Annotated in this window: 23 protein-coding genes; 9 read left to right on the forward strand and 14 right to left on the reverse strand. The window is 68.3% G+C overall.

What is annotated here, in order from left to right; genetic code table 11:
• Positions 1 to 49 precede the first annotated feature (49 nt).
• A complete protein-coding gene (locus VEC57_19270; protein HYC01282.1) occupies positions 50 to 1366 on the forward strand; it encodes an aminotransferase class I/II-fold pyridoxal phosphate-dependent enzyme in 1317 nt (438 codons plus the stop codon).
• A 7-nt stretch (positions 1367 to 1373) separates the two neighbouring features.
• Here the strand turns inward: VEC57_19270 and VEC57_19275 are convergent, their stop codons facing one another.
• From VEC57_19275 to VEC57_19295, 5 genes are all read right to left on the reverse strand, one after another.
• Positions 1374 to 3530 (reverse strand): PAS domain S-box protein, encoded by a 2157-nt coding sequence (locus VEC57_19275; protein HYC01283.1) that lies wholly within the window; start codon positions 3528 to 3530, stop codon positions 1374 to 1376.
• 167 nt (positions 3531 to 3697) lie between these two features.
• A complete protein-coding gene (locus tag VEC57_19280; protein ID HYC01284.1) occupies positions 3698 to 4387 on the reverse strand; it encodes a fumarylacetoacetate hydrolase family protein in 690 nt (229 codons plus the stop codon).
• Between the two features lie 5 nt (positions 4388 to 4392).
• Complete coding sequence (locus VEC57_19285; protein HYC01285.1) at positions 4393 to 5376, reverse strand: GNAT family N-acetyltransferase; 984 nt, start codon at positions 5374 to 5376, stop codon at positions 4393 to 4395.
• A gap of 141 nt (positions 5377 to 5517) precedes the next feature.
• The gene (locus VEC57_19290) at positions 5518 to 6369 is read right to left on the reverse strand and encodes a metal ABC transporter permease (protein HYC01286.1); all 852 of its coding nucleotides are present in this window, start codon (positions 6367 to 6369) and stop codon (positions 5518 to 5520) included.
• Positions 6366 to 7106: an ABC transporter ATP-binding protein gene (locus VEC57_19295; GenBank protein HYC01287.1), complete on the reverse strand. Its 741-nt coding sequence runs from the start codon at positions 7104 to 7106 to the stop codon at positions 6366 to 6368. The genes VEC57_19290 and VEC57_19295 overlap by 4 nt, the downstream gene beginning before the upstream one ends.
• 147 nt (positions 7107 to 7253) lie before the next feature.
• On the opposite strand from VEC57_19295, the gene VEC57_19300 reads away from it, so the two are divergent.
• Complete coding sequence (locus tag VEC57_19300; protein ID HYC01288.1) at positions 7254 to 7919, forward strand: ankyrin repeat domain-containing protein; 666 nt, start codon at positions 7254 to 7256, stop codon at positions 7917 to 7919.
• 109 nt (positions 7920 to 8028) lie between these two features.
• On the opposite strand, the gene VEC57_19305 is transcribed toward VEC57_19300, so the two are convergent.
• Together VEC57_19305 and VEC57_19310 are read right to left on the reverse strand one after the other, a co-directional pair.
• Complete coding sequence (locus VEC57_19305) at positions 8029 to 8685, reverse strand: hypothetical protein (GenBank protein ID HYC01289.1); 657 nt, start codon at positions 8683 to 8685, stop codon at positions 8029 to 8031.
• Between the two features lie 113 nt (positions 8686 to 8798).
• Positions 8799 to 9257: a PaaI family thioesterase gene (locus tag VEC57_19310; GenBank protein ID HYC01290.1), complete on the reverse strand. Its 459-nt coding sequence runs from the start codon at positions 9255 to 9257 to the stop codon at positions 8799 to 8801.
• 135 nt (positions 9258 to 9392) lie between these two features.
• Between VEC57_19310 and VEC57_19315 the strand changes: the two genes are divergently transcribed.
• Positions 9393 to 10715 carry an MFS transporter gene (locus VEC57_19315; GenBank protein ID HYC01291.1) on the forward strand — a complete coding sequence of 441 codons (1323 nt, stop codon included), beginning with the start codon at positions 9393 to 9395 and terminating at the stop codon, positions 10713 to 10715.
• A gap of 103 nt (positions 10716 to 10818) precedes the next feature.
• On the opposite strand, the gene VEC57_19320 is transcribed toward VEC57_19315, so the two are convergent.
• The 3 genes from VEC57_19320 to VEC57_19330 are packed head-to-tail and all read right to left on the reverse strand — an operon-like array spanning position 10819 to position 14013.
• Positions 10819 to 11589 (reverse strand): ABC transporter permease, encoded by a 771-nt coding sequence (locus VEC57_19320; GenBank protein ID HYC01292.1) that lies wholly within the window; start codon positions 11587 to 11589, stop codon positions 10819 to 10821.
• Positions 11586 to 12530 (reverse strand): ABC transporter ATP-binding protein, encoded by a 945-nt coding sequence (locus tag VEC57_19325; protein HYC01293.1) that lies wholly within the window; start codon positions 12528 to 12530, stop codon positions 11586 to 11588. The genes VEC57_19320 and VEC57_19325 overlap by 4 nt, the downstream gene beginning before the upstream one ends.
• Positions 12531 to 12567: 37 nt before the next feature.
• The gene (locus VEC57_19330; GenBank protein ID HYC01294.1) at positions 12568 to 14013 is read right to left on the reverse strand and encodes an ATP-binding protein; all 1446 of its coding nucleotides are present in this window, start codon (positions 14011 to 14013) and stop codon (positions 12568 to 12570) included.
• A gap of 92 nt (positions 14014 to 14105) precedes the next feature.
• Here VEC57_19330 and VEC57_19335 point away from each other — a divergent pair, with 92 nt between their 5' ends.
• On the forward strand, positions 14106 to 14603 hold the full coding sequence (locus tag VEC57_19335; GenBank protein HYC01295.1) for a low molecular weight protein-tyrosine-phosphatase: 498 nt from the start codon (positions 14106 to 14108) through the stop codon (positions 14601 to 14603).
• Between the two features lie 11 nt (positions 14604 to 14614).
• Complete coding sequence (locus VEC57_19340; protein ID HYC01296.1) at positions 14615 to 15466, forward strand: fructosamine kinase family protein; 852 nt, start codon at positions 14615 to 14617, stop codon at positions 15464 to 15466.
• A gap of 12 nt (positions 15467 to 15478) precedes the next feature.
• Here the strand turns inward: VEC57_19340 and VEC57_19345 are convergent, their stop codons facing one another.
• From VEC57_19345 to ilvB, 3 genes are read right to left on the reverse strand one after another with little or no spacing between them, the layout of a single operon-like run.
• On the reverse strand, positions 15479 to 16237 hold the full coding sequence (locus tag VEC57_19345) for an acetoacetate decarboxylase family protein (GenBank protein ID HYC01297.1): 759 nt from the start codon (positions 16235 to 16237) through the stop codon (positions 15479 to 15481).
• A gap of 2 nt (positions 16238 to 16239) precedes the next feature.
• Positions 16240 to 16935, reverse strand: coding sequence for a glutathione S-transferase N-terminal domain-containing protein (locus VEC57_19350; GenBank protein HYC01298.1), 696 nt, complete (start codon positions 16933 to 16935; stop codon positions 16240 to 16242).
• Between the two features lie 18 nt (positions 16936 to 16953).
• A complete protein-coding gene (gene ilvB, locus VEC57_19355) occupies positions 16954 to 18816 on the reverse strand; it encodes a biosynthetic-type acetolactate synthase large subunit (GenBank protein HYC01299.1) in 1863 nt (620 codons plus the stop codon).
• A gap of 242 nt (positions 18817 to 19058) precedes the next feature.
• Here ilvB and VEC57_19360 point away from each other — a divergent pair, with 242 nt between their 5' ends.
• From VEC57_19360 to yhbY, 4 genes are all read left to right on the forward strand, one after another.
• Positions 19059 to 20081, forward strand: a complete 1023-nt coding sequence (locus VEC57_19360) for a cytochrome c peroxidase (GenBank protein ID HYC01300.1) — start codon at positions 19059 to 19061, stop codon at positions 20079 to 20081.
• A gap of 185 nt (positions 20082 to 20266) precedes the next feature.
• Complete coding sequence (locus VEC57_19365) at positions 20267 to 20893, forward strand: adenylate/guanylate cyclase domain-containing protein (protein HYC01301.1); 627 nt, start codon at positions 20267 to 20269, stop codon at positions 20891 to 20893.
• Between the two features lie 36 nt (positions 20894 to 20929).
• The gene (gene pepN, locus VEC57_19370; GenBank protein ID HYC01302.1) at positions 20930 to 23575 is read left to right on the forward strand and encodes an aminopeptidase N; all 2646 of its coding nucleotides are present in this window, start codon (positions 20930 to 20932) and stop codon (positions 23573 to 23575) included.
• Positions 23572 to 23895, forward strand: a complete 324-nt coding sequence (yhbY, locus tag VEC57_19375; protein ID HYC01303.1) for a ribosome assembly RNA-binding protein YhbY — start codon at positions 23572 to 23574, stop codon at positions 23893 to 23895. The genes pepN and yhbY overlap by 4 nt, the downstream gene beginning before the upstream one ends.
• 59 nt (positions 23896 to 23954) lie before the next feature.
• Here the strand turns inward: yhbY and VEC57_19380 are convergent.
• A partial coding sequence (locus VEC57_19380; protein HYC01304.1) for an acyl-CoA dehydrogenase family protein occupies positions 23955 to 24922 on the reverse strand: 968 nt, incomplete at its 5' end.

Below are 24922 nucleotides of genomic sequence, written 5' to 3' on the forward strand. Positions count from 1 at the left end.
CGCTTGCGCGCAGCCGGCCGTATTGTTACACTACGAAACCTGATTCGTAATGCTACGTTTGGATATCACGGGATCGGGCGCCGAGGCAATCGCGCGCGCCATCGAGGCGGCGGTGCGCGAGGAGCGCCTGTCCAGCGGCGACAGCCTTCCGACCGTGCGCGGCTTGGCCGAGCAGCTCGGAGTCAGTCCCACGACCGTGGCGTCGGCGTACCGCCTGCTTCGGCATCGCGGGCTGATTGCCGGCGCCGGCCGCCGCGGCACCAGGGTCGCGCGGCGCGCGCCACTTCTGCGGCGCTTTCCGGTGCCGGTGGCCACCGGCGCCATCAACGTCTCCGACGGCAATCCCGACCCGACGCTGCTTCCCGACATGAAGAAGCTGCTCGCGCGCGTCCATCCGCAGCCGACGCTTTACGGGACCGCATGCGTGCTGCCCGCGCTGGCCGAGGCGGCGCGTCAACAGCTTGCCGCCGACGGCATCCGCGCCGACACGCTGACCGTGGTCTCGGGCGCGATGGACGGTATCGAGCGCGTGCTGACGACACAGCTGCGCAGCGGCGACAAGGTCGCCGTCGAAGATCCCGGTTTCGCCGGCGTGCTCGATCTCGTCACGGCGCTCGGCCTGCAGACGGTCGCGGTGGAGATCGATGACGAGGGCATGAAGCCGAAGGCACTGTCGGCCGTGCTGGCCAGAGGCGTTCACGCGGTGATCGTCACGCCGCGCGCGCAGAACCCGACTGGCGCAGCCGTCAGCGCTCGCCGCGCCGCCGAGCTTCGCAAGATCCTGGCGGCGCATGCATCGGTGCTCCTGATCGAGGACGATCACGCAGCCGCAGTCTCCGGGCATGCGCTCCACAGCCTGAGCACCAGGACGACGCGGTGGGCGTACGTGCGGTCGGCCGGCAAGTCGCTCGGGCCCGACCTTCGCGTGGCCGTACTGGCGGGCCCCGAAGACGTCGTCGCGCCGGTGGAGGCACGCCACATCCTGGGAATCCGATGGGTGAGCCACATCCTGCAGGCGATCGTTGCCGAGGCATGGACGAGCAGGTCGGTGACGGCAGTGGTCGCGGCGGCAGAGGCCGAATACGCCGCGCGTCGTGCGGCACTGATCGAAGCGCTTGCCAGGCACGGAGTCGCCGCCACCGGCCGCTCCGGTCTCAACGTCTGGATTCCGGTGCGCGAAGAAGCGGCGCCTCTTCAGGCGCTGCTCGCCGCAGGCTGGAGCGCTGCGGCCGGCGAGCGTTTCCGCCTGCACAGCGGACCGGGCCTGCGCGTCAGCATCGGGCGTCTCGCCCGCGACCGCATTCCGGCACTGGCCGACGCCGTGGCCGACGCTCTCGGCTCGGCACCGGCCGTCGCCGAAGTCTGAGGCGCCGTCAGGCGCTGATTGCCTGTTCCTCGATCCGGCCCTGGCCGATCGTGAAGTAGAAGGTCGCGCCGTTGTCGACTTCGCCGCGCGCCCATACCTGGCCGCCATGACGCTGGATGATGCGCGCGACCGTGGCCAGGCCCACGCCGGTGCCCTCGTACTCGTCCGGATGGTGCAGGCAGGTGAATGCCCGAAACAGCTTGTCGATGTAGCGCATGTCGAAGCCACAGCCGTCGTCGCGCACGAAGTAGGTACGCACTCCGTCACGTTGGGTCATGCCGACCTCGACGTGAGCGGCGCGTTCCTTGCTCGTATACTTCCACGCGTTGCTGAGCAGGTTCTGCAGCACCATGACCAGCATGCGCGGGTCGCCCTGAACCGTCATACCTTCGGCGATGCGCACGTCGATGCGGCGGGTCGGATCGCGTTGGCGAAGGTCGGAGACGACGGCGCGGGCGGCGGCCGTCAGGTCCACTTCTTCCCAGCGCATCTCCTCGCGCAGCACGCGCGTCAGGCTGAGCATGTCGTCGAGCAGCTCCGCCATGCGCTGGCTGGCGCGGCGCACTCTCTCCAGGTGCGAACGTGCCTCGGCCGTCATCGTGTCGGCGTGCTCGGAGATGAGCAGCTGCGAGAAACCCTCGATCGTGCGAAGCGGCGTGCGCAGATCGTGCGAGACCGAATGCGCGATCGCCTCCAGTTCCTTGTTCGCATTCTCGAGCTGTGCGGTCCGCTCGCGCACGGTCAGCTCCAGGTTGCGGTTGAGCTTCTGCGCCTCCTGCTCGGCGTTCTTGCGGTCGGTGATGTCGACGGCCGCCACGGCGATCTGCGGCGGTCCGCCTTCCACGTCCCACACCGGTGACAGCGTGACCTCGAACCAGTAGGTGCGCCCGCCCATCTCCAGCCGGTACTCCGGAATACGGCGCGGACCGCTGGTGGCGCAGCGGCGGAACTGGGCCATCCAGAAGCGCACGTGATCCTCGGGCAGGCCGATCTGGCGTCCGCTGCGGCCGGCCATGTCTTCGGGCGTGGAGCCGAACAGGCTGGCCAGCTGGCGGTTGGGGTTGGCCATGATGAAGTCGTCGCCCTCGATCTCCACGAGCGTCAGCAGCACGTTGGTGGCGTCGAAGACGCCCTTGAGCTGCGCCTCGCTCTGCCGCAGCGCGGCCTCGGTGCGTTTGTAGGTCGAAAGGTCGCGGACATAGGCGGTGAAGATGGGGCGTCCCTCGAACGTGCTGCGAACCACCGCCAGCTCGACGGGGAACTCGGTGCCGTCGCCGCGAAGTGCCGGCAGCTCGACGCGCCGGCCGACGACGCTGCTTTGATTGGCCGCCAGATGTCGCTCGAAGGAGCGGCGGTGCAGGGAACGCAGGCGCTGCGGGATCAGCAGATCCACCATCGGCCTGCCGATGGCCTCGTCGCGCCGGATACCGAACATGCGCTCGGCCGAAAGATTGAACTCGATGACGGTACCCGACTCATCCATCGCCACCACGCCGTCCATGGCGGCATCGAGCATGCCCGTGCGCTTGGCTTCGGCCTCGCGTGCCGTCTTCTCGGCGACGCGCGCTTCGGTTGTCAGCGTGCGCTGCCTGTCGATCTGCCAGGCGATGGACAACGAGGCGCTGAAGCTGACCAGCACCGCCGTGATGCCATAGTAGGTGGCGGCGTCTACCGGCGCCTGCGTCGCCGCGGAGTTCCATGCGAGCGCCGCCGTTGCGCACGCCACGGATGCCGCCTGCGCCGTGATTCCCCACGGGACGTAGGTGGCCGAGCCGATCGCCATGGCCAGGAAGAGCAGTGGCGTGGTGGTCCGGTCCGCGGTGACGACGCCCGAGGCAGCGACGGCGACATAGATCAGCGCGGCCGCGCAAACCATGATCGTGCGCGCAACGACGCGGCGGCGAACCCGGGCCAGGGCAAGCAGAGAGGAGACGACTGCCGCCACCTGCAGCAGCTTCAGGGCGCTGACCTGCTCGAGCTGCGGGTGCCCGAGCCACAGGTCCACGACAGCGAACGCGGCGTTGGCACCCAGAACGACCACGATGGCGTGGCGGAAGCGGCGGATGAGGTCGGCGAGGAGCGCCCGATCTGCCCGGTCACGCTCGAGGGTGGCCGCGCGAGCCGCGTCGCTGTGAGATGAAAAATACGTGGAGTCCTCGTGCATCGACGGACCTGTGCGCCGACCCGCGCGGAACTCCGAACGACCCGAATATAACGTCGTCGAGGGGATGCTGGAAATGGAAGTTTTTGCGGCCTGCGTGCCGGCGGCAGCCTCGAGCACGATCGAATCGCCGCAGCAGCCGTCTCGCCGGCAGACGATTCCGCGCGCCGTCAGCCCTCCGCGAACGTGGCAGAGACCACGCCGAGCGGGCCGAAATCGGCGTTAACTTCGTCGCCTGCCGCGACGAAGGCGGGTCGGACGCAGCTCCCGCACAGGATCCAGTCGCCGGCTTCCAGCCGCTCGTCGAACCGGTCCAGGAAGCGCGCGACGAGCACGACGAGCACGGCGAGGTCTTCCGGTACCAGGCGCGCGTCGGCCGGACCGGTGACGGCATCGTTGATGCGCAGCGATGGACAGTCGGCGCGCACGCGCGGCGCACTCTGGGGCGAGCGCTCGTTGCCGAGCACGAAGCCGTGATGGAAGCTTGCCGTCTCGGCGATGCGGGCCAGGTCCCGCGACGCCAGCGCATAGTCGACCAGCTCGAGCGACGGTGATGCGGCCGCGATTGCGCGGCGCGCTTCGTCGACGGCGGCGCACGCCGGCACCTGCGCGCCGATGCGCAGCGCCACCTCGGCCTCCACGGCCAGGCGCGTGGTGGGTGGAATGCGATAGGTTGCGCCCGAGGCCAGGGCGCGGCGGCCATCGAGGAAGCCGACGAAAGAGCCGTCCAGCCCGAGATGGTGCTGCGCGACGGGGTCGTTGACGCAGATCTTCCAGCCGGCGCGCGGCATGCCCTCGCGGCGAGCTTGCCGATAGCGCGCGAACTGGCGCGCCATCGCTTCGTCGAGCGCCCGCGGCATGCGGGTCAGCGCCAGTCGTCCAGGATGAACGCGCCGCTGCGATTGAAGGCGGGGGCGTTCGGCCGCTGCATGGCAACGCCCACGATCTGCGCGCGGTAGCCACGGCGCCGAATGAGGTCGTGCGCCTCGGTGCGCGCGGTGTTGACGCCGGCGGCGACGATCTCGATGCCGGTGTCGCGTGCGTACGCCTCGCAGGCGCTGAGCAGGCTGTCCAGCCGCGGCCCGCCGCCGGGCCCTGGTCGGGCGGCGGCGAACTTGACGTAACAGAACCCCGTTCCGGCCTCGGTGCCCGGGCCGTGATGACAGACGGCGAACGCGGCGACGCCGGCGTCGTCGGTCAGCAGGATGGTTTCGCCGAGCGCGTGCGCGAGCACGGCCTGAATCTCGCACGTGACATCGAGCCCGCCTTCGGTCGCGTCGGTGATCGCGCGGCATCCGGCCAGCGCCGACTCTTGCTCGTGCGCGGGTAGGCTGGAGAAGCGCAGGTAGGAAGGCGCGGGCTCCTCGGCCGAAACGACCGCCGCGCGCGCGAAGATCGGAGTAAGGAAGCGCGGGTGGAAGCCGAAGCGCTGATAGAGCGCGTGATGCTTGGGGCTGTGGGCGAATGTGTAGAGGCCAGTATGGCGGCAGCCCCAAACCGAGAAGCGCTCGAGCACCGGCTCGAGCAGTCGCGGCGACAGTCCCTTGTTCCAGTGGACGGGATCGATCGACAGCGGCCCGAAGAAGCCGAAGCTGCCCCAGCGCGTGGCAAGGTTCGATCCTGCCACCACGCCGTCGACTTCCAGGACGAAGGCGCGGCTGGGGTCGGCCTTCCATCTCGACGTGACGAAATCGGTGTCGCCGCCGAAGGCCGCCGGATCGGGCATGCCCAGAAACGTCCCGAAGGCGAGCTTCATGATCCGCGCGGCCGCTTCGAGATCGTCGGCGCGCATGGCACGCACGACCACCTGTGCGGCGGCGGCGCTACGGTCGGTGCGCGGCACGTTCATACGTGCTCCGTTGCGGTCCGGCCGCCGTCCTGTTGCTCGACCTTGCCCTCGTTGCCATGCGGTCATCCTCGCCCTGTTCACCATCATGCGGGCAGCAGCGCCCGGCGTCCACTTGGACCACAATGAACGCCGCAATCGAGCTCAGGAACGCTGGCGCCGAAGCCGGCCGCCGCCGTGGGCAATCACCACGGCTGCGCATTGCAGCGCGACGGCCGCCTGGCCCGGCGGCAGGTCGTAATGGTTGGCCAGGACGCAGCCGGTGACCGAGCACACCAGCGCGATGGCCGGCGAGATCAGGAACATCGGGCGCACCTCGCGACATACGCTTCGCGCGGCGAGCGCCGGCAGGATCAGGCTGCCGAACGTGTAGAGGAAGCCGGAGGCACGGATGGCCAGCCCCAGCACCAGACCGGTGAGAGCCGCCAGCGCGATGCGCCAGGTTCGAACGGAAATCCCGAGCGCTTCGGCCAGCGTCGGCTCCAGGGTCACGAGCAGCAACCGGTCCATGCTCAGCCATAGCAGGGCGCCGGCCGCCAGCAGCAGGGCCGCGAACACGCCGACGTCAAGCGCCGTGGTTCCGATGATGCTCGACGCGGCCAGGCGGTGGACCTCCTCGAGGCCGTGCGGGCTGTGCGCGACCAGCAGCACCGACCCGGTGCCACCCACCAGGAACACCCAGCCGCTGGGCGCGTCCTCGGCACGCGAGCCCTGGACCGCGTCCATGGCCAGAGCCGCGCCGATCGCGAACGTCACAGCCATCGCTGCGGCGACGGCATCCGGTTCGAGCCACTGCGGGTGCCAGCCGAGCAGCGCGGGAACGGCAAGTGCCGCGGCCACACCCAGCGTCGAGGCCTGCGCTACCGCGGCGCCGAGGAAGAGCTGGTTGCGCGCGACGACGAGAACGCCGGCAAGGGAGAGCAGCATCGCCAGCAGCCAGGCGGTCAGGTACGCGTCGTGAAACAGCGGCCACGATGCCACGAACGAATCGATCATCGCGCAGGCTCGGCGGCGGCGAAGACGGCTGCCTCGCCGAACGCGCGCTGCAGCGTGGCCGCCGACAGCATCTGCGCGGACGTGCCGGAAACCACCGTCCCGTCGAACACGAGCGCCGCGTGCGTTGCATAGCGGCGCGCCAGCGTCAGGTCGTGCGTGACCAGCACGACCGTCAGGCGCTCCTTTCGATGCAGCTCGGCCAGAGTGTCCAGGAGGGCCGCTTCGGCCAGCAGATCGAGGGCGCTGGTCGGCTCGTCGGCGAGCAGCAGCAGTGGGCGGCGCACCAGTGCGCGCGCCACCAGGGCCCGCTGGCGCAGACCGCCCGAAAGGCTCCAGTAGTCGCGCTCGCTCATGCCGGGAAGGCCGGCCACCTGCAACGCCCACTCCATGCGACCGGCGCGATCCTGCGCGTCTCCGGGCACCCCGACCATCCCCAGCCGCACGAACTCGCGAACCGTCATCGGCATGCTCGGCCGCAGGTCGCAGCGCTGCGGAACGAAGCCGACGCGTTCCTTGCTGGCGATCTGCGGCGCCAGACGCACGGTGCCGCTGCTCGCGCTCTGCACGCCGAGAATCGTGCGAAGCAGCGTGGTCTTGCCGCAGCCGTTGGGACCGAGCACGAACCACAGCTCGCCGCGGCGGACGGTCAGGGAAACGTCCGAAAGCACCACGGCGCGGCCGTAGCCGGTGGTCACGCGGTCGAGCTCGAGAATGGTTTCTGGCGTCTCGTCGGTCACTTCGCGTTTCGAAAGGAGCGGTCTGGGAGGCCTATCCAATGGTGGGAGGGGATTCAATGCGTCTGGCCGGCCGCCGCGTGCGCATCGGCGGCGGCGCCGCACCTGATCCGTGCGTTGCCAGCAGGTGCCGCATAAGATGCGGCCGTGATGAGCCGATCCCTCCGACGCAGCCACCTGACCACGCTCCTGCTGTGCACGCTCGCCGCCGCCTGCAGCTCCGCTCCCGACAAGCCGGCGGTCGGCATTCATAGCGCCGCCGAGAAAGGTGACAAGGCTGCCGTGGAGGCCAACCTGGCCGCGGGCGTGGACGTCAATTCCCTTGGCCGCTCCGATGCCACGCCGTTGCACTGCGCAGCCTGGAGCAACCACCCCGAGCTGGTCACGCTCCTGGCCTCCAGGGGCGCCGCGCTCGACAAGGTGGACGGCAAGGATCTGACGCCGCTGCACTACGCCGCGCAGAACGACTACATCGAGACTGTCGATGCGCTGCTGGCGGCCGGCGCCAATCCCAACCAGCGCAACGCCTTCGGCTATGCGCCGCTGCATGCGGCCGCCATGCAGAACCGTCTGGCGGCGATGGACCGCCTGCTCGCCAAGGGCGGCGACATCAACATCAAAGACCTGCACTCGAAGACGCCGCTGCACATGGCGATCAAGATGAAGCGCATCGAGGCGGTGCAGCGACTGATCGAGAAAGGCGCGGATCTGAATGCCATCGATGGCAGCGGCCGCACGCCGCTCGATGAAGCCAAGGCCGTGGGCGAGCCGGAGATCATCGCGCTGCTCGAGCGCGCGGGCGCGAAGTCGCACTGAGGCCTCGGAATTCCCCACCGCGGCATCGCGCGGCCATTCGCCTCCGGTCGCAGCGTGTGGTCGTGAGCGTTGCCGCTTCCTGCGCGCCGCGACGGGCGCGCCCGCCGTCTCAGCGCAGCGACAGCCGCCGCGGCTCCCAGACCGCGTCGGTGACGCGAAAGATCAGCAGCCGGTGCTGAGTGGCGACGCTGGCGAAGCTGGCCCGTGCCGTGACGGCCTCGACCTGTTCGCGCACGCCGAGGTCTTCCTCGAAGAAGCCGCCGCGCAGCGCGGCAAGGCCGAGCACGCGTTGCTCGGTGACGACGACGCCGATGTTGGTGTCGGCGACGGCTCGCAACACGTCTTCGCGCGGCGCGAGCTCCGTCTGCACGAGTGCGCCGCTGACGCCTTCGAAGCCGATGGCGCGCTGGTCGGTCACGATCAGCGCGACGCGGTCGCCGAGCAGCGCCTGCGCCGGGCGGGACTCGCGCGGCCGCAGCCATACCTCGGCCCACCGCGGGGAATTGGGGCTAGCCGCCAGCACACGCTCGTCCGTGATCGCCACCGCGACGCGGCCGCGGGTTCCCAGCCACAGCACTTCCTCCCGCACTCCCAGCCGCACCGGCAGCGCGCCGCCGGTGAAGCCCGTGACGGAAAGAAGCTCGTCCTCGCGGACGACCACCTCGAGCAGGTCGGGGAGGGGGCGCAGATCGAAAGGATCGTCGAGGGAAAACCAGCGTCCGCTGCGCGGATCGAACAGATGGCCGGCGGAGGCGAGAATCGGCACGGCCGCAAGAGCGATGGCCAGCAGTGCGGCGGCGAGTGCGCGGCCACCCTTCGTCGATGCAGCGCAGCGTGCGAAGGCGACCGGCCACGATGCCCCGCGCGCAGCCGCGCCCCTCACTCCTTGCGAGTGCCGGGAGGATCCGAGATCAGCAAGGTGCCCTGCGCGACGCATACCAGGCGACCGTCATTGGTCACGTCCACTCGTACCACGGCCGAACGCCGCCCGCACGAGACAACCTGCGAGTCGGCACGCAGGACTCCGCTTTTGACGGCCGCGAGGTAGTTGATCTTGAATTCGGTGGTGGCCGCCCACTGCCCCGGCTTCATCAGCGGGTAGAGGACGCAGCCCAACGCGTGATCGACGAAGCCGGCCATCACGCCGCCGTGGATGGCGCCCATCATCGTGACCAGCTCTTCGCGAACGGGCATCGTCGCCACGAGCTTGCCGGGCGTGATCTCCTCGATGACGATGCCGAGGTAGCGAGGCAGGCCGGGGACCTTGCCACCGGCGTCGACCATCGCCTGCGCGATCTTGGAATTGAACTCGGGAAGCTCCGGCCCGGTACCGCTCATCGAGGGGCTCCTTGTTCACGATTCGCCGCCGGCGCGGCGGGCGCACGCTACATTCCCGTTTCACGAACGACAACCGCGCGTGCTTGCGCAAGCCGCCCGATTCCTTCGCCGTCTCCGCGCCGCTATGAACCTTCAATGCGCACGCCGGTGGTGTTGTCGTGTTATTGGCTGGCGTGCCTGGCGGCGCTGGGGACGTTCTTTCCCCTCTACAGCCTCTACCTCTCCGACAATCTGGGCCTGAGCGGCTGGCAGGTAGGGCTGGTCCTGTCCGTCATTCCGCTCGTGGGCATGTTCGCGCAGCCGGTGTGGGGAGCGATCGCCGATCACAGCGGGTCGCGAACCCGCATCCTGACGCTGCTGCAGGTCGGGACGGCTCTCGGCTATGCCGGTCTGCACGGCCGCAGCAGCTTCGGCAGCGCCGTGGTCGGGACCGCTGTCCTGGCGATGTTCTCGACATCAGTGATGCCGATGTCGGTCTCCGTCTCGCTGGCGCTGCTGCGCGAGAACGGCCCCCGCGCCTTCGGCATCGTGCGCTCATTCGGCACGCTCGGTTATCTGCTGGCGGTGGCCGCGTTCCCCCTGCTGTTGCACGCGGTGTACGAGCCGGCGGCGCCGGGCATGGCCGCGGCGTCTGCGGCCACTGCCGCCGTCGCTGCATCCGATGCTGCCGCGTCGAATGGCCTCGCCACCTCTTTGCCCGCGCAGCAGCCGGCCGAGCCCGGCCTCGGACTGTTCCTGTGGGTGGCGGCCGGGGCCATGACGATCGCCGCGCTCATCTCGCTGCTGCTGCCGCGCACCGGAGCCGTGGCCGTGCGCGCGCAGCCGGGAGACTGGAGGCGGCTGGCGCGCAACGGTCCGTACGTCCGACTGCTCATCGTGATGCTGACCACCTACGCGTTCCTGCACGGGCCGCTCGTCATGTTCCCGATGTTCGTGCGCTCGCTCGGCGGCGGCGTCGACGTCGTCAGCCACATGTGGCTGTTCATGCTCGTGTTCGAGATTCCGCTGCTGGCGATGATGGGCGGAGTGCGACCATGGCTCGGCGCGCGCGAGCTGGTGGCGGTGGGAATCGGCGCGGACGGTCTTCGCTGGCTCGTGTGCGCCCTGTCGCCGAGCCTTGCATCGATCTATGCGGCGCAGGTGCTGCACGGTGTGGCGGTGGCCGGCGTCATTCTCGGCAGCGCGCAATACGTCGAGGCCGTCGTGCCGGCACGTCTGGCGTCGACGGCGCAAGGGCTCGTCTACATGATGGGCGTCAGCCTCGGCGGCATCGTGTCCACGCTCATCGCCGGCGCGCTCGTCGACAGGTTCGGGCCGACGGCGCCGGCGCTGTTCGGCGGGATCGGCGCGACGGTGCTCGTGGTCGCCCTGCCGTGGATACTGCCGCGCGTGCGAGGCCGCATTGCCGACGACTTCGTGCAGCAGGCGCCGGTCGAGGCGACGCTTCCCATCACCTGACCACGCGAGAGGAGCGGTACGGTGCTCGCGCTGCCGGATGGGCTGGCCGCCGCCGCCTCGGCTGCCGCTCCGGCGACCCGGCGTCAGGAGGGTCGAGCGATCGTCAGCTCGTCAGTCGGCGCGAGAGGCCGCCGCGTGTGTACAGCAGCAGGAGCACGCTGACGATGAGGATGTACCCGACATCCCAGAGCACGAGCAGCGGGTCAGCCGCGCCGGCGAACGCGGCGCGGGAAAGCCGGACCGGGTGCAGCAGCGGCAGCACTTCGGCCACGCCGAGCCAGAAACCGGTCAGGCGCTCCTCGAGCGGAAAGAAGACGTCGGCGAACAGGAACAGCGGAGTCAGGAACATCGTGAAGTAGTAGCTGAAGAAGTCGATGGTCTTGATGTGCACGCAGAACGTCAGGCCGAGCGCGGCGAACAGAAGACCGGTCAGCACGATGACCGGAAGGGCGAGGAGCGACCATGGCAGGGGAGCCAGCCCCACGATCATCACGATCGCGTAGAAGCAGCCGCCGTAGATCGCCGCGCGCGTCACCGACCACGACACTTCGCCGGCGAGCACGTCGTCGGGCTCGATCGGCGTCGTCAGCATGGCGTCGTAGGTCTTCTCGAAGGAGAGGCGGATGAAGAAGTTGTACGTCGACTCGAAGCTGGCCCCGTTCATGGCCGCCACGCACACCAGGCCCGGCGCCAGGAACTCGACGTAACGCATGCCGCCCATCTGCTGCACGTACGCGCCCACGCCCACGCCCACGGCGGCCAGATAGAAAACCGGTTCGAAGAAGTTGGGCAGGAGGTTCCACTTCCACGTGCGCGCGTACATCGACGCGTTGCGCTGCCAGACCGCCGCCGCATGCCGCACCGAGACGCTCACATTCCTCCCTCCAGCTTCGAGCCCGTCAGATGCAGGAAGACGTCCTCGAGGTTGGTGGCGCGAACCATGAGCTGGCGGTGGACGCCCGGCTCGCGCGAGCGCATGTGCGTGACCAGCGCCGCGGCGTCATCGAGGTGGACGATGGTACGCCGGCCCGAGCGCAGCCGCCGGATGCGCGGCGTGAAGTCCTCGAGCAGGCGCGCCGATTCATCGTTGCCCGCGTCGAACTCCACCGTCTCCGGTGCCAGCAGGCCCGTGATCAGTTCGCGGGGCGCGCCGTCGGCGATCACGCGTCCTTCGGCCATGATGGCGACGCGGTCGCAGAGGCGCTCGGCCTCGTCCATGTAGTGCGTGGTCAACAGGATGGTGGTGCCGCCGTCGCGCAGCTCGCGCACGATGTTCCACAGCGCCTGGCGCACCGCCGGGTCCAGTCCCGTGGTGGGCTCGTCGAGGATGAGCAGCTTCGGCGAGTTCACCAGCGACAGCGCCACCGCCAGGCGGCGGCGAAAGCCGCCGGAGAGATCGCGCACCGGCACGTCGCGGTGTGACTGAAGCGCCAGGAAGTCGATCAATTCCTCGATGCGATGCTCGATCAGCAGGGGGCGCATGAGGTGGTAACGGCAGAACACGCGCAGGTTCTCGGCGGGCGTCAGCGCCTCGATCAGCACGTTGTCCTGGAGGGTCACGCCGAGCTGTGCGCGGATGGCCCGCCGCTGCGTGGCGATGTCCATGCCGAAGACCTCGATGTTCCCGGCGGTGGGACGCGCCACTCCGAAGATCATCCGCAGCGTCGTCGTCTTGCCGGCCCCGTTCGGTCCGAGCAGCCCGAAGCAGCAGCCGCGGGGGATCTGCAGATCGAGACGATCCACGGCCAGGCGCTCGCCGAAGCGCTTGGAGACGTCGCGCAGACGTACGATGGGCTGTTCGTCCTCGACCCGCATTTCTCGATGTCGCGTTGGCCCGTCGGGCGCGGCAGAGTCAGATCGCCGCGGCGGTCGTCCCCGCTTCGTTGGACGCGGCTCCCGCCTCGCCGAGCGTGAAGTAGAACGTTGCACCGCCGGCCGGCGTCGCTTCGGCCCAGACCTTGCCGCCGTGACGCTGGACGATTCGGCGAACGGTAGCAAGGCCGACGCCCGTGCCTTCGTACGACGAGTCATTGTGGAGCCGGTGGAACTCCTCGAACAGATGCTGCGCGTGGGCCATGTCGAAGCCGATGCCGTTGTCGCGAACGTAGTAGGTGGTCGCATCGGCATCGACGATCATGCCAAGCTCGATGCGGGCAGGGTCGCGGGAGCGCGTGAACTTGTGGGCATTCGACAGCAGGTTCTCGATGAGCATGTGCAGGAGGATCGGATCGCCGTCGGCACGGACACTGTCGGCAATCCGCCACTCGACGCGGCGGTGGGGATCGGCCGCATCCAGCTCGTCGGCGATCGTCCTTGCCAGGCGCGCGAGGTCGATGCTGCTTCGGCGGATTGTGCTGCTGGTGACGCGCCCGAGCGTGAGCATCGCGTCGATCATCTGGCCCATGCGGCGGCTTGCCGCCCGGACCCGGTCGAGCAGGGTGAGGCCGTCGGGGCCGAGCGCGGCACCGAACTCCTCGCAGAGCGTCTGGCTGAAGCCGTTGATGCCGCGCAGCGGTGCACGCAGGTCGTGCGAGACCGTGTAGCTGAACGTGCGCAGTTCCTGTACCGCGCGCTCCAGCTCAGCCGTTCGGGACGCCACCCGTTCCTCCAGGCTTACGTTCATTGCCACCAGCGCCGCCTCGGCGCGCTGGCGTCGCAGCTCCTCGCGGCCGGCTTCCAGGCGCGTGCGGTCGAACTCGTACGCGATGTAGAGGGACGTCGCGGCCATGGCGAGTACGGGAATGCTGACGAAATAGCCGGCGGAGAAGAAATACCCGCCGCTGACCGCATGGACATTGGCGATGAAGGCCGCCATGGCGCCGACGACGAGCACGCTCTGGCGGCTCAAGCCCCACGGCATCAGCGCGGCGGCGCCGAGCAGGTACCCGGGCACCAGCAGCGCGGTGCTGATCGTGTGTCCCGACATCGTCGCGCCCCATGCGACGATCCAGCTCGTGGCGATGCCGCCGATGACCGGAATCCAGGTCAGGACATCACTGCGTCGCGTACGGGTGAGCGCGAGGTAGAGCACGATCTGGACCGCGCCATGCGCGGCATGGCTGACGACGACGCCGCGCCGATCGGGCGGCAGCACCCACAGCGCCGAGACCGTGAAGGCTGCGGTCGCTCCGAGAAGGATGCCGATGGTGACGCGGGCGCGCCGCACCAGCAGCGGCATCCACTGCGCCCGAACGTACGCAAGAACTTCTTCGTCCGAGGGCTCGGGCACGGTCGCGAAGGCGGCGGTGCTGGCCGAAGACGCTTCGTTTCCCGTGACTGGCGCGACGTCAGGCTGCATCAGGAACGGCAAGTATCGCTGCCTCGCCTCGTACGTGTCAACGCGGCCAGCGCCGGTTGAATAGCGCGGTCGCCGCTGGTTCAAGCGGATGCATGGTTCATGTCCTGTTCGTTTGCCTCGGCAACATCTGCAGATCGCCGACGGCCGAGGGAGTCTTTCGCGCGCAGGTGCGGGAGGCCGGCCTCGAGCACGCCATCCACATCGAGTCCGCCGGAACCCACGCCTATCACGTAGGCGAGGGTGCAGATCCCCGGTCGGTGCGCGCGGCACGCTATCGAGGATACGACCTCAGCGCCCACTGCGCCCGGCCCGTTCGCGAACGCGACTTTCACGACTTCGACTACATCGTGGCGATGGACAGGGACAATCTGCGCAGCCTGCACGGGATGCAGGCTGCTGCCGGCGGCAAGGCGCGTGTGGCGCTGCTCAGCCAATTCTCGCCGCAGGTGCAGTTCGAGGAGGTTCCCGATCCGTACAGCCGTGCCGAGTCGGGCTTCGAGCTGGTGCTGGACATCATCGAGGAAGGCTGTCGCGGACTGCTCGAGCACATCCGCAGCCACGACCTGCCCGCCGGCCGCAGCGATAGCTGAGGGCACTGCGGATGACCCCGGCCGTCGGGCATCGAATCGAGCAGGAGCTTTCGGCAAGGATCCGGAGCGTCCGCCCGCTGGCCGGTGGTTGCGTCGCCGACGTGCAGCGTCTCGAGCTCAGCGACGGCCGGAGTGTCGTCGCCAAGCTCGCTGCTGCGCCCGGCGGCTCTCTGGACCTCGAGGCGTGGATGCTGCGCTACCTCGCCGAGCGCAGCTCCCTTCCGGTTCCGCGGGTGCTGCTTGGCGAGCCGTCGGTGCTGGTCCTCGAGTACATCGAGCATGACGGGCGGGGCGACGCGGCCCTGCACGCGGCCGAAGTGCTCGCTGCCCTCCATTCCATCGAGGCCGACAGCTTCGGGCTGGACCGCGACACGCTCATCGGCTCGCTGCCGCAGCCCAACCCGCGGACCGAGCGCTGGCTCGACTTCTTCCGCGAGCACCGGCTCATGCATTTCGGCCGTGCAGCGGTGACGAAAGGACGCCTCGACGTCGACGTGCTGCACCGGCTCGAACGTCTGGCGGCGCGGCTGGAGCAATGGCTTCCCGAGGTCTCGCGGCCCAGCCTGATCCACGGCGACGTCTGGGGCGGCAACGTACTGGTGAACGATGGGCGGGTGGCCGCCTTCGTCGATCCTGCCATCTACTACGCCGACGCCGAGATCGAGCTGGCGTTCACGACGCTGTTCGCGACGTTCTCGTCCGCCTTCTATCGGCGTTACGACGAGCTTCGCCCGATCCGTGCCGGGTTCTTCGAGGAGCGATGTCCGCTCTACAACCTCTACCCGCTGCTCGTGCACACGATCCTTTTCGGCGGCAGCTACGCGCGCTCGGTGGAGTCGACGGTGCGGCGGTTCGTGGGGTAGCCGGTCCGACGTCTAGAGCGCGCGCGGCGGCTCGAACCTCGCTCGCATGTGCTCCATCCACACCGTCATCATCGGGCGCTTGGGCAGCCCGAGGCTTCGCAGCCTGTCGGCGAATGGGTGATCGCCGAGCACGAGGTCGCTTCCGCTCATGGAGAAGCCGACGCCGCTGGCCTTCGACGCAAAGCGAGTGGCGTGGGCGCGGCCACTCCGGTGCGTGTAGGTGCTCATCGTCGTCTCCGGCAGCTCGCGCTTGCCGGACCGCGGCGCCGAATACGTCAGCACGAGCTTGCCCTGGCTGCGCAGCGTGCACACCGCGCGAGGGCCGTCGTGCGAGAAGTCGATGCTTTCGAGGGTCTTGGGGAAGCCCCACATCTTTTCCCCCGCCTCGCGAGTGAACGCCTGATCCACGGGCAGCCAGACGATGTAGGTGGAGACGCGGCTGCGCAGGAAGTCCAGCACCGTTCCCAGGTACGGAATCCCGCGCGGGGCGCGCCTCTCGCGCACGAAGAATGCGAAGGAGACCTCGTTGTAGTCGCCGAGATCGTTGTCGCGGTAGTCGATGCAGGCCAGGCTGAACAGCGCCTTTGCCGGCGCGATCTCGACCACGTCGAGCTCGTCGCCCGGCAGCATGGCGCGCGCAGCACGTGCATCGACGACGTAGGTGGCCGCGGACGAGCAGGCGTCGCGTACGACGACAGGAAAGGGGACGGCTTTGCCTTGGATGACGACCGGCGCCGCGGTCGGATCTTGTGCGCGCGCGGCGGTAGCCATGGCTACTTGCGTGCCCGCTGCCCGAACAGGACCTTGCGCGCCTCTTCGTCGGGGCCGCTCGGCGCGAGCTGGCGCAGCTCCTCGCCGATGGCCACGCCCTTGGCGGCAGCCGGACGCGCCCGTATCGTGTCGAACCAGCGGCGCAGGTTCGGGAAATCGTCGAGCACCTGTCCCTGCCGCTTCCATGGAATGACCCACGGCCACGCGGCCATGTCGGCGATCGAGTAGTCGCCGGCCAGGAACTCGCGGTCGGCCAGGCGCTTGTCCATCACGCCGTAGAGTCGGTTGACCTCGTCGGTGTAGCGATGGACCGCGTAGTCGATCGGCTCGGGCGTGTAGTTGCGGAAATGGTGGCATTGGCCGGCCATTGGTCCGAGGCCGCCGACCTGCCAGAACAGCCACTGCAGCGCTTCGTAACGACCGCGAGCATCGGTGGGAAGGAAGTTTCGGGTCTTGTCGGCGAGGTAGACCAGGATCGCACCCGATTCGAAGATCGAGATGGGCGGCCCGCCGCCGATCGGATCGTCGTCGACGATGGCCGGCATGCGGTTGTTGGGGCTGATGGCGAGGAATTCTGGCGTGAACTGCTCGCCGCGCCCGATGTTCACGTACTGGAGGCGATAGGGCAGGCCGCACTCCTCCAGCATGATCGTGATCTTCCAGCCGTTGGGCGTGGGCCAGTAGTAGAGGTCGATCATGCGCCGCGGGTGCGTTGCCTAGAAGTATCCGTCGCCGGTCTCGGTCTTGACCGAGACCTTCTCGCGCGACTTGATGAACTTGCCCGTGATCATGTCCTTGTAGCCCATGCCGGGGCCGATCATCGGGTAGACGTGCGCCGTCGAGTCCACCATCACTTCGAGGAAGGCCGGGCCTTCGAACGCACAGAACTCCGCGAGCGCCTGCGGAACCTCTTCCTTGGCCGTCACGCGCCGCGCGAAGCCGAAGCCGTCGGCTTCGGCCGCCTTGATGAAGTCCTTCTTGTGCAGCGTCTTGTCGGTGCCCGAGTAGCGGTTGGCGTAGAACAGATCCTGCCACTGCCGCACCATGCCGTCGCCCATGTTGTTGAGGAGCAGCACCTTGACCGGAATGTCGTACGTCGTCAGCGTCTCCAGCTCGCCGAGGTTCATGCGGATGCTGCCGTCGCCGTCGACGTCGATGACCAGACGACCGGGGTTTGCCAGCGCGGCGCCGATGGCCGCCGGAAGGCCGAAGCCCATCGTTCCCATGCTGCCCGAGGTCAGCCACAGCCGCGTGTCCTTGAAGTCGAGGTATTGAGCGGCCCACATCTGATGCTGGCCCACGCCGGTGGCAACGAACGCTTCGCCCTTGGTGATCTTGTTCAGCTCCGACAGGACGTACTCCGACTGGATGCGATCGCTGGACCGGTTGAAGTCGAGCGGATAGTCCTGGCGCAGCCTGCTGACGTGCTCGCGCCAGGCGGCGAAGTCCTTGCGGAAGCCTTTGCCCGCCTCCAACAGCTCGGTCAGCGCGCGCTTGGCATCGCAGACATAGGACCAGTCGACGTTCTTGACCTTCTCGATCTCGGACGTGTCGATGTCCAGGTGCGCGATCTTGGCACCGGGAGCGAACTCCTTGACCTTGCCGGCCACGCGATCGTCGAAGCGCGCGCCGACCGCGAACAGGAAGTCGCAGTCCTCGACAGCGTAGTTGGCGAAGGCGGTGCCGTGCATGCCGAGCATGCGCAGCGACAGCTCGCTGGTGGTGTCGACGGCGCCGATGCCCATGAGCGTCGTGACCACCGGAATGCCGAAGCGCTCGGCGAAGCGGCGAAGCTCGCCGGCGGCATCACCGTGCACCACGCCGCCGCCGACGTAGAGCAGCGGACGCTCGGCCTTGGCCAGAAGCTCGAAGAACGCGCGGCCACGCGCGGGCTCCAGATGCGTGCGCTGCTGCTCGGCCAGGCGCTCGTCGTACCCGCGCAGGTGCAGCAGCCCCTCGCCCTTGAACGTGCCCTGCGACAGCTGCACGTCGCGTGGGATGTCGACGACGACAGGACCGGGTCGGCCGCTACGCGCGATCTCGAACGCCGTGCGCATCGTCTCCTCGATCTTGGTCTCGTCGGTGAGCAGGAAGACGTGCTTGGCGCACGACGACATGATGTTGAATACCGGCGCTTCCTGGAATGCGTCGGTGCCCATGGCCTGGCGCGGCACCTGGCCGCAGATCAGCACCACCGGCACGGAGTCGGCCTGACAGTCGCGAATCGGCGTGACCGAGTTGGTCGCTCCCGGCCCGGATGTGACCAGGAAGACGCCGACTTTTCCGGTCGAGCGGGCATAGCCGGCGGCCATGAACCCTGCGCCCTGCTCGGTAGCCGGGACGACCAGATTGATGCGCTCGCCGGGCGCCTTGTGCTCGTTGTAGCGGAAGACCGCATCGTAGGTGGGAAGAATGGCGCCGCCGCTGTAGCCGAAGACCGTATCCACACCTTCGTCGGCCAGGACCTGGACGACCATGTCGGCTCCGCTCATGACGGTCCCGGCCAGCGGGTGCGCGGCCTTGGTCGTGTCCTCGACGAGTCCCAGGTGCTGGGCTCCAGATGTCTTACGGCTGGTCATGAACGTGTCTTCTCCTGTCGGTCCCCGCGGCCTCGGCATCGGCCTCTGCTGTGGTGCGGAGGCGGCCGTCGCCGGCGCGGCAAGCGGCACAATATGACGCAAACGCGTCGAGTTTCCTACGGAAGCGCCTGCGACTTCGAGTTTCTTTCCGGAGGGGCCGCCGCTGGCCGGCCATGCGGCCTCGACATGCGGCTGCGCCAGTGGAAAGAGCCAGCCGCTGCGCATTTCTCTGAGGGGACATCATGGGAAGGACACCACTGCTCACCTGCATCCTCGGCTGTCTCGTCGTGGGCTGGCCGGGCCTCATCCGCGCCGAGGAGTATCCACTCGTCGTGCCGCTGGGCCTCGACCGCGATGCCCTGGTCGTGCCGGCCGACAACCCGCTGACGAAGGAAAAAGTCGAGCTCGGGCGCCTCCTCTACTTCGACCCCAGACTGTCGGCCGACGGCACCATCAGCTGCGCCACCTGCCACGACCCCAATAAGGGCTGGGCCGAGCACTCCGCGGTCTCCACCGGCATCCGCGGTCAGAAAGGCGGGCGCAACTCGCCCACCGTCCTGAACGCCGCCTTCGGCCTCTTCCAGTTCTGGGACGGCCGCGCCGCCAGCCTCGAAGATCAGGCGCTGGGGCCGATCGCGAACGAGATCGAGATGGGCAGCTCGCACGATGTCTGTGCACAAACGATAGGTTCCATCGAAGGCTACAAGCCATTCTTCAAGGCTGCCTACGGCGACGAAGCGGTCACGATCGAGCGTATCTCCAAGGCCATCGCCAGCTTCGAACGCACCGTTTTGTCCGGAAACTCGGCCTGGGACCGCCATACGCAGAACAACGATCCCACCGCGCTGTCGGAAGCCGCCAAGCGTGGCCTGGCGCTGTTCGAGGGCAAGGCCAACTGCACGCGCTGCCACGTCGGCTTCAACCTGAGCGACGGAATCTTCCACAACATCGGCGTGGGGATGACCGCCTCCGAACCCGACATGGGGCGGTACAAGGTGACCAACAAGGATGAGGACAGGGGCGCCTTCAAGACGCCCATCCTGCGCGACCTCAAGCGCACAGCGCCCTACATGCACGATGGCAGCGTCCAGACGTTGGCCGAGGTCGTCGACTTCTACGATCGCGGCGGCGAGCCCAACCAGTGGCTGGACCCGAAGATGGTCAAGCTCGGCCTCTCGGAGCAGGAGAAGCTCGACCTGGTGGCATTCCTCGAGTCGCTGGAGGGCGACTGGGTGCCGATGGCGAGACCGGAGCTTCCAAAGTGAAGTAAGGTGATCATCGAGCTCTGTCGCTTCAAGCCGCTGAAAACCTATACGGGACCTCCATTCGCTGAACGTACCCTCGCAGTCCACGGCAGCGTCGTGACGCATTGCATTATGGGCATGGTGTGCCTAGTGTCGACGCGTGGGCGAATGTCCTCCGGCGATGCGGCGGTAGCAGGGAGCGCGATATGGATTTCAAGGAGCAGGTGCGGCAGTGGATATCGCCGGATGCGCGGAGCCTGCTCGGCCTGATGCTGGAGTCGGGTGGGGCCGGCGACGAGGACGTCACCATCGCCTTCACCGACATCGCCGACCACACCTCCTTCACCGACCGGCTCGGGGATGATGCGGCTCGGGCCCTGGTCAAGGCGCATGACCGGATCGTGCGCGCGGAGCTGGCCGGAGTCGGCGGCCGAGAGGTCAAGCACACGGGCGACGGCATCATGGCCTCGTTCCCTTCGGCAGCACGTGCGCTGCGCTTCGCCGTCAGTGTCCAGCGCTCGGTGGCCGCGTGGAATGCCCGGCACGAGCCGGCGGCGCCGCTTCGCGTCGCCATCGGTCTCAACAGCGGCTCCCCCATCGCCGATCATGGCGACCTCTTCGGGACGGCGGTGATCGTCGCCTCGCGAATCACCGATCGCGCCGCCGGCGACCAGATCCTGGTCGCCGACGTCGTGCGCCAGCTCGCATCCGGGAAAGGCTTCACGTTCCTGCCTCGCGGAAGCGAGACGCTGGAGGGGCTGAGTGAGGCGGTTCCGCTTTTCGAGGTCGTGTGGCAACAGGATTCTGCGGCCGAGCGCGCGGCGGCCGGCTAGAATCCCTCTCGACTGCCGACACCACCTGGAGCAAGCATGGAGCAGACCGCCGCCGTCCCCATCTACCGCAAGGACTATCAGCCGCCCGAGTACCTCATCGAGGAGGCGGACCTGCGCTTCGAACTGGGCGAGGAGGGAACGCTCGTGCGCTCGTCGCTGGCGTTGCGGCGCAACCCCGACCATCCCTCGCCTGGCACGGACCTGCGACTGGACGGCGAGGGCCTGGAGCTGCGCGGCATATGGCTCGACGGCCGCGCGCTGACGCCTGCCGAGTACGAGCTGACCGACAAGAGCCTGCGCATCCCGGACGTGCCGGGGTCCTTTTCGCTGGTGACCGAGGTGCGCGTGCATCCGGAGAGCAACACGGCGCTGGAGGGGCTCTACCGGTCCGGCGGAATGTTCTGCACGCAGTGCGAAGCCGAAGGCTTCCGCCACATCACCTTCTTCGCCGACCGTCCGGATGTGCTGTCGCGATTCACGACGACCATCGTGGCGGATCGCGAGCGCTACCCGGTGCTGCTTTCCAACGGCAATCCCGACGGAAGCGGGGACCTCGGGAACGGCGCGCATTGGGCGCGCTGGCGCGACCCGTTTCCCAAGCCCTGCTACCTCTTCGCCCTGGTCGCCGGAAGGCTTTCCTGCCTCGAAGACCATTTCGTCACGGCCAGCGGCCGCCGCGTCGCACTGCGAATCTACGTCGAGCCGCAGAACGCCGACAAGTGCGAGCACGCGATGCGATCGCTGAAGCGCTCCATGAAATGGGACGAGGACGTCTACGGCCGCGAGTACGATCTGGACGTGTTCCACATCGTTGCCGTCGACGACTTCAACATGGGCGCGATGGAGAACAAGGGGCTGAACATCTTCAACTCGAAGTATGTTCTGGCGCGTCCGGACACGGCCACCGACGACGACTACGCCGCCATCGAAGGCGTGATCGGTCACGAGTACTTCCACAACTGGACCGGCAACCGCGTGACTTGCCGTGACTGGTTCCAGCTGAGCCTGAAGGAAGGGCTGACGGTCTTTCGCGATCAGGAGTTCTCGGCCGACATGTCCTCGCGCGCCGTCAAACGCATCGGCGACGTCCAGGTTCTGCGCGTGCATCAATTCGCCGAGGACGCCGGTCCGATGGCGCATCCCGTTCGGCCGGACTCCTACATCGAGATCAACAACTTCTACACGTCCACGGTCTACAACAAGGGCGCCGAGGTCGTGCGCATGATGCACACCCTGCTCGGGCCCGAGCGCTTCCGCGCCGGCATGGACCTGTACTTCGAGCGCCACGACGGTCAGGCCGTCGCGTGCGACGATTTCGTGGCTGCGATGGAAGCGGCATCCGGCGTGGACCTGTCCCAGTTCCGCCTCTGGTACAGCCAGGCCGGTACGCCGCGCCTGAACGTGTCGCGCGCCTACGACCCCTCGCAGCGCGCGCTGACTCTGGAGATCGCGCAGGAGACGCCGCCGACGCCGGGGCAGAGCGAAAAGCAGCCGATGCACCTGCCGCTGGCGATGGCGCTTCTCGGCTCGGATGGCCGCGAGATGCCGTTGCAGCTCGAGGGCGAGAGCGGCGCGCCGGAAACGCCGACGCGGGTGCTGGAGGTGCGAAAGGCGCGCGAGGTGTTCCGCTTCGTCAACCTGCGCGAGGAGCCGGTGCCGTCGCTGCTGCGCGGCTTCTCGGCGCCGGTGTGCCTGCAGGGCGCGTACGAGGACCGAGATTTGGCCTTCCTGGCGGCCAACGACGGCGACGCCTTCAACCGATGGGATGCCGGGCAGCAGCTGGCGCTGCGCCGCATTCTCGAGCTCATCGAGGCCGGCCGCAGCGGTACGCCGCTGCAGCTCCCGCGGGATCTCGCCGACGCGTTCCGCAAGACGCTGATGTCGAATCTGGATCCGGCCCTCATCGCCAAGGCGCTGGTGCTGCCGTCGGAGTCGTACGTGGCCGACCAGATGACCGAGGTGGACGTCGACGCCATTCACGCCGTGCGCACGTTCCTGCGCGAACGGCTGGCCGAGGAGCATCGCGAGGAGCTGCTTCAGCGCTACCGCGCTGGCCGCACCGCCGCGCCGTATTCCCTGGAGCCGGAGGCCGTGGCGCGCCGGTCGCTGACCAACGTCTGTCTCGCCTACATTTCCAGGCTGCCGGGCCAGGAGGCCCGCGAAATCGTGTACGGCCAGTTTCGAAGCGCGGACAACATGACGGACTCGGTGGCGGCGCTGGCCGTGCTGGCAAACATGGACTGTCCAGAGCGCATCGCCGCGCTCGATGCGTTCTACGCGCGCTGGCGCGGGGAGCCGCTGGTGGTCGACAAATGGCTGAGCGTGCAGGCGACCTCCGAGCTTCCGGGAACGCTCGACGAGGTCCTGCGTCTGACCGGGCACGAAGCCTTCGACATCAAGAACCCGAACAAGGTGCGCGCTCTCCTCGGCGCGTTCTGCGGCGCCAATCCGGCCGGCTTCCACGACGCCACCGGCGCCGGCTACCGCTTCCTCGTCGACAACGTTCTGCGCCTGGATTCGCTGAACCCGCAGGTGGCCGCGCGCATGGTCGGCCTGATGAGCCGCTGGCGCCGCTATGACCAGAACCGCCGCGCGCTGATGAAGGCCGAGCTCGAGAGACTGCTGTCGGAGACGTCGCTGTCGCGCGACGTCTACGAAGTGGTCAGCAAGAGCCTGGCATGAGCGATACGCGAGACGAGCGACAGCGCGTGCCGCTGACGAGCACGCAGCGCAAGACGCTGCGCGGGATGGCGCACGAGCTCGAGCCGGTGGTGCACGTGGGCCGGGCGGGCCTGACCGAGCGTGTTCTGGATGCGGTTCGCAGCGCGCTCGAGGATCACGAGCTGATCAAGATCAAGCTGGCCGCCGAGCGCGAAGAGCGTCAGGAGATGGCTCGCCAGATCCAGAGCGCCTGCGACGCCGAGCTCGTCGGCCTGATCGGAACCATCGCGATCCTGTACCGGCAGCATCAAGAGCCGGAGAAGCGCACGATCCGCGTCTGAAGGGCCGCGTGAAGCCGGTCGCTGCTGCGGGCGGCAGCGCCGCGCGCCAGTGGCCCGCCTCAGCGCCGCCGCTGCGTGTCGTGCCTGGCGATCTCGAGCCGCCCGATCTGATCGATGTGGACCTCGTCCGGCCCGTCGGCGAAGCGCAGCGTGCGCAGGCCCGAGTAGGCGCGCGCCAGGAACGTGTCCTGGCTGACGCCCATGCCGCCGTGGATCTGCATCGCGCGATCCACCACGCGCAGCGCCATGTTCGGCGCGATGACCTTGATCTGGGCGATCTCGGAGCGGGCGGCCTTGTTGCCGACCGTGTCCATCATGTAGGCGGCCTTGAGCGTGAGCAGACGGGCCTGCTCGATCTCCATGCGCGACTGCGCGACGTGATGGCGGGTGACGCCCATGTCGGCCAGGCGCTGACCGAAGGCGGTGCGCGACAATGCACGGCTGATCATCAGCTCGAGGGCGCGCTCGGCAAGGCCGATCGTGCGCATGCAGTGATGGATGCGGCCCGGGCCCAGGCGCCCCTGCGCGATCTCGAAGCCGCGCCCCTCGCCCAGCACCAGGTTGGCCCTGGGCACGCGCACGTCGGTGAAGGTCAGCTCGGCGTGGCCGCCCGGCGAATGCACGGTGCCGAAGACGCTGAGCGGCCGGACGATCTCCACCCCCGGCGTATCGCGCGGCACCAGGATCATGGAGTGGCGCTGGTGCTTGGGCCCGTCGGACAGGGTCCGGCCCAGCACGATCAGCAGCTCGCAGCGCGGGTCCATCGCGCCGGATATCCACCATTTCCGGCCGTTGACGACATAGTCGTCGCCGTCTGGCAGGATCGTCGTCTCGATGTTGGTCGCGTCGGAGGAGGCGACGCCCGGCTCGGTCATGGCGTAGGCGGAGCGGATTTTCCCGTCCAGCAGCGGGCCCAGCCAGCGCTCCTGCTGCTCCGGCGTGCCGTACTTCGCCAGCACCTCCATGTTGCCGGTGTCGGGGGCGTTGCAGTTGAAAAACTCCGACGAGGCGAAGACGCGGCCCATGA

It is taken from the genome of Candidatus Limnocylindrales bacterium (genome assembly GCA_035626395.1).
Lineage (GTDB): Bacteria > Desulfobacterota > Binatia > UBA1149 > CAITLU01 > DASPNH01.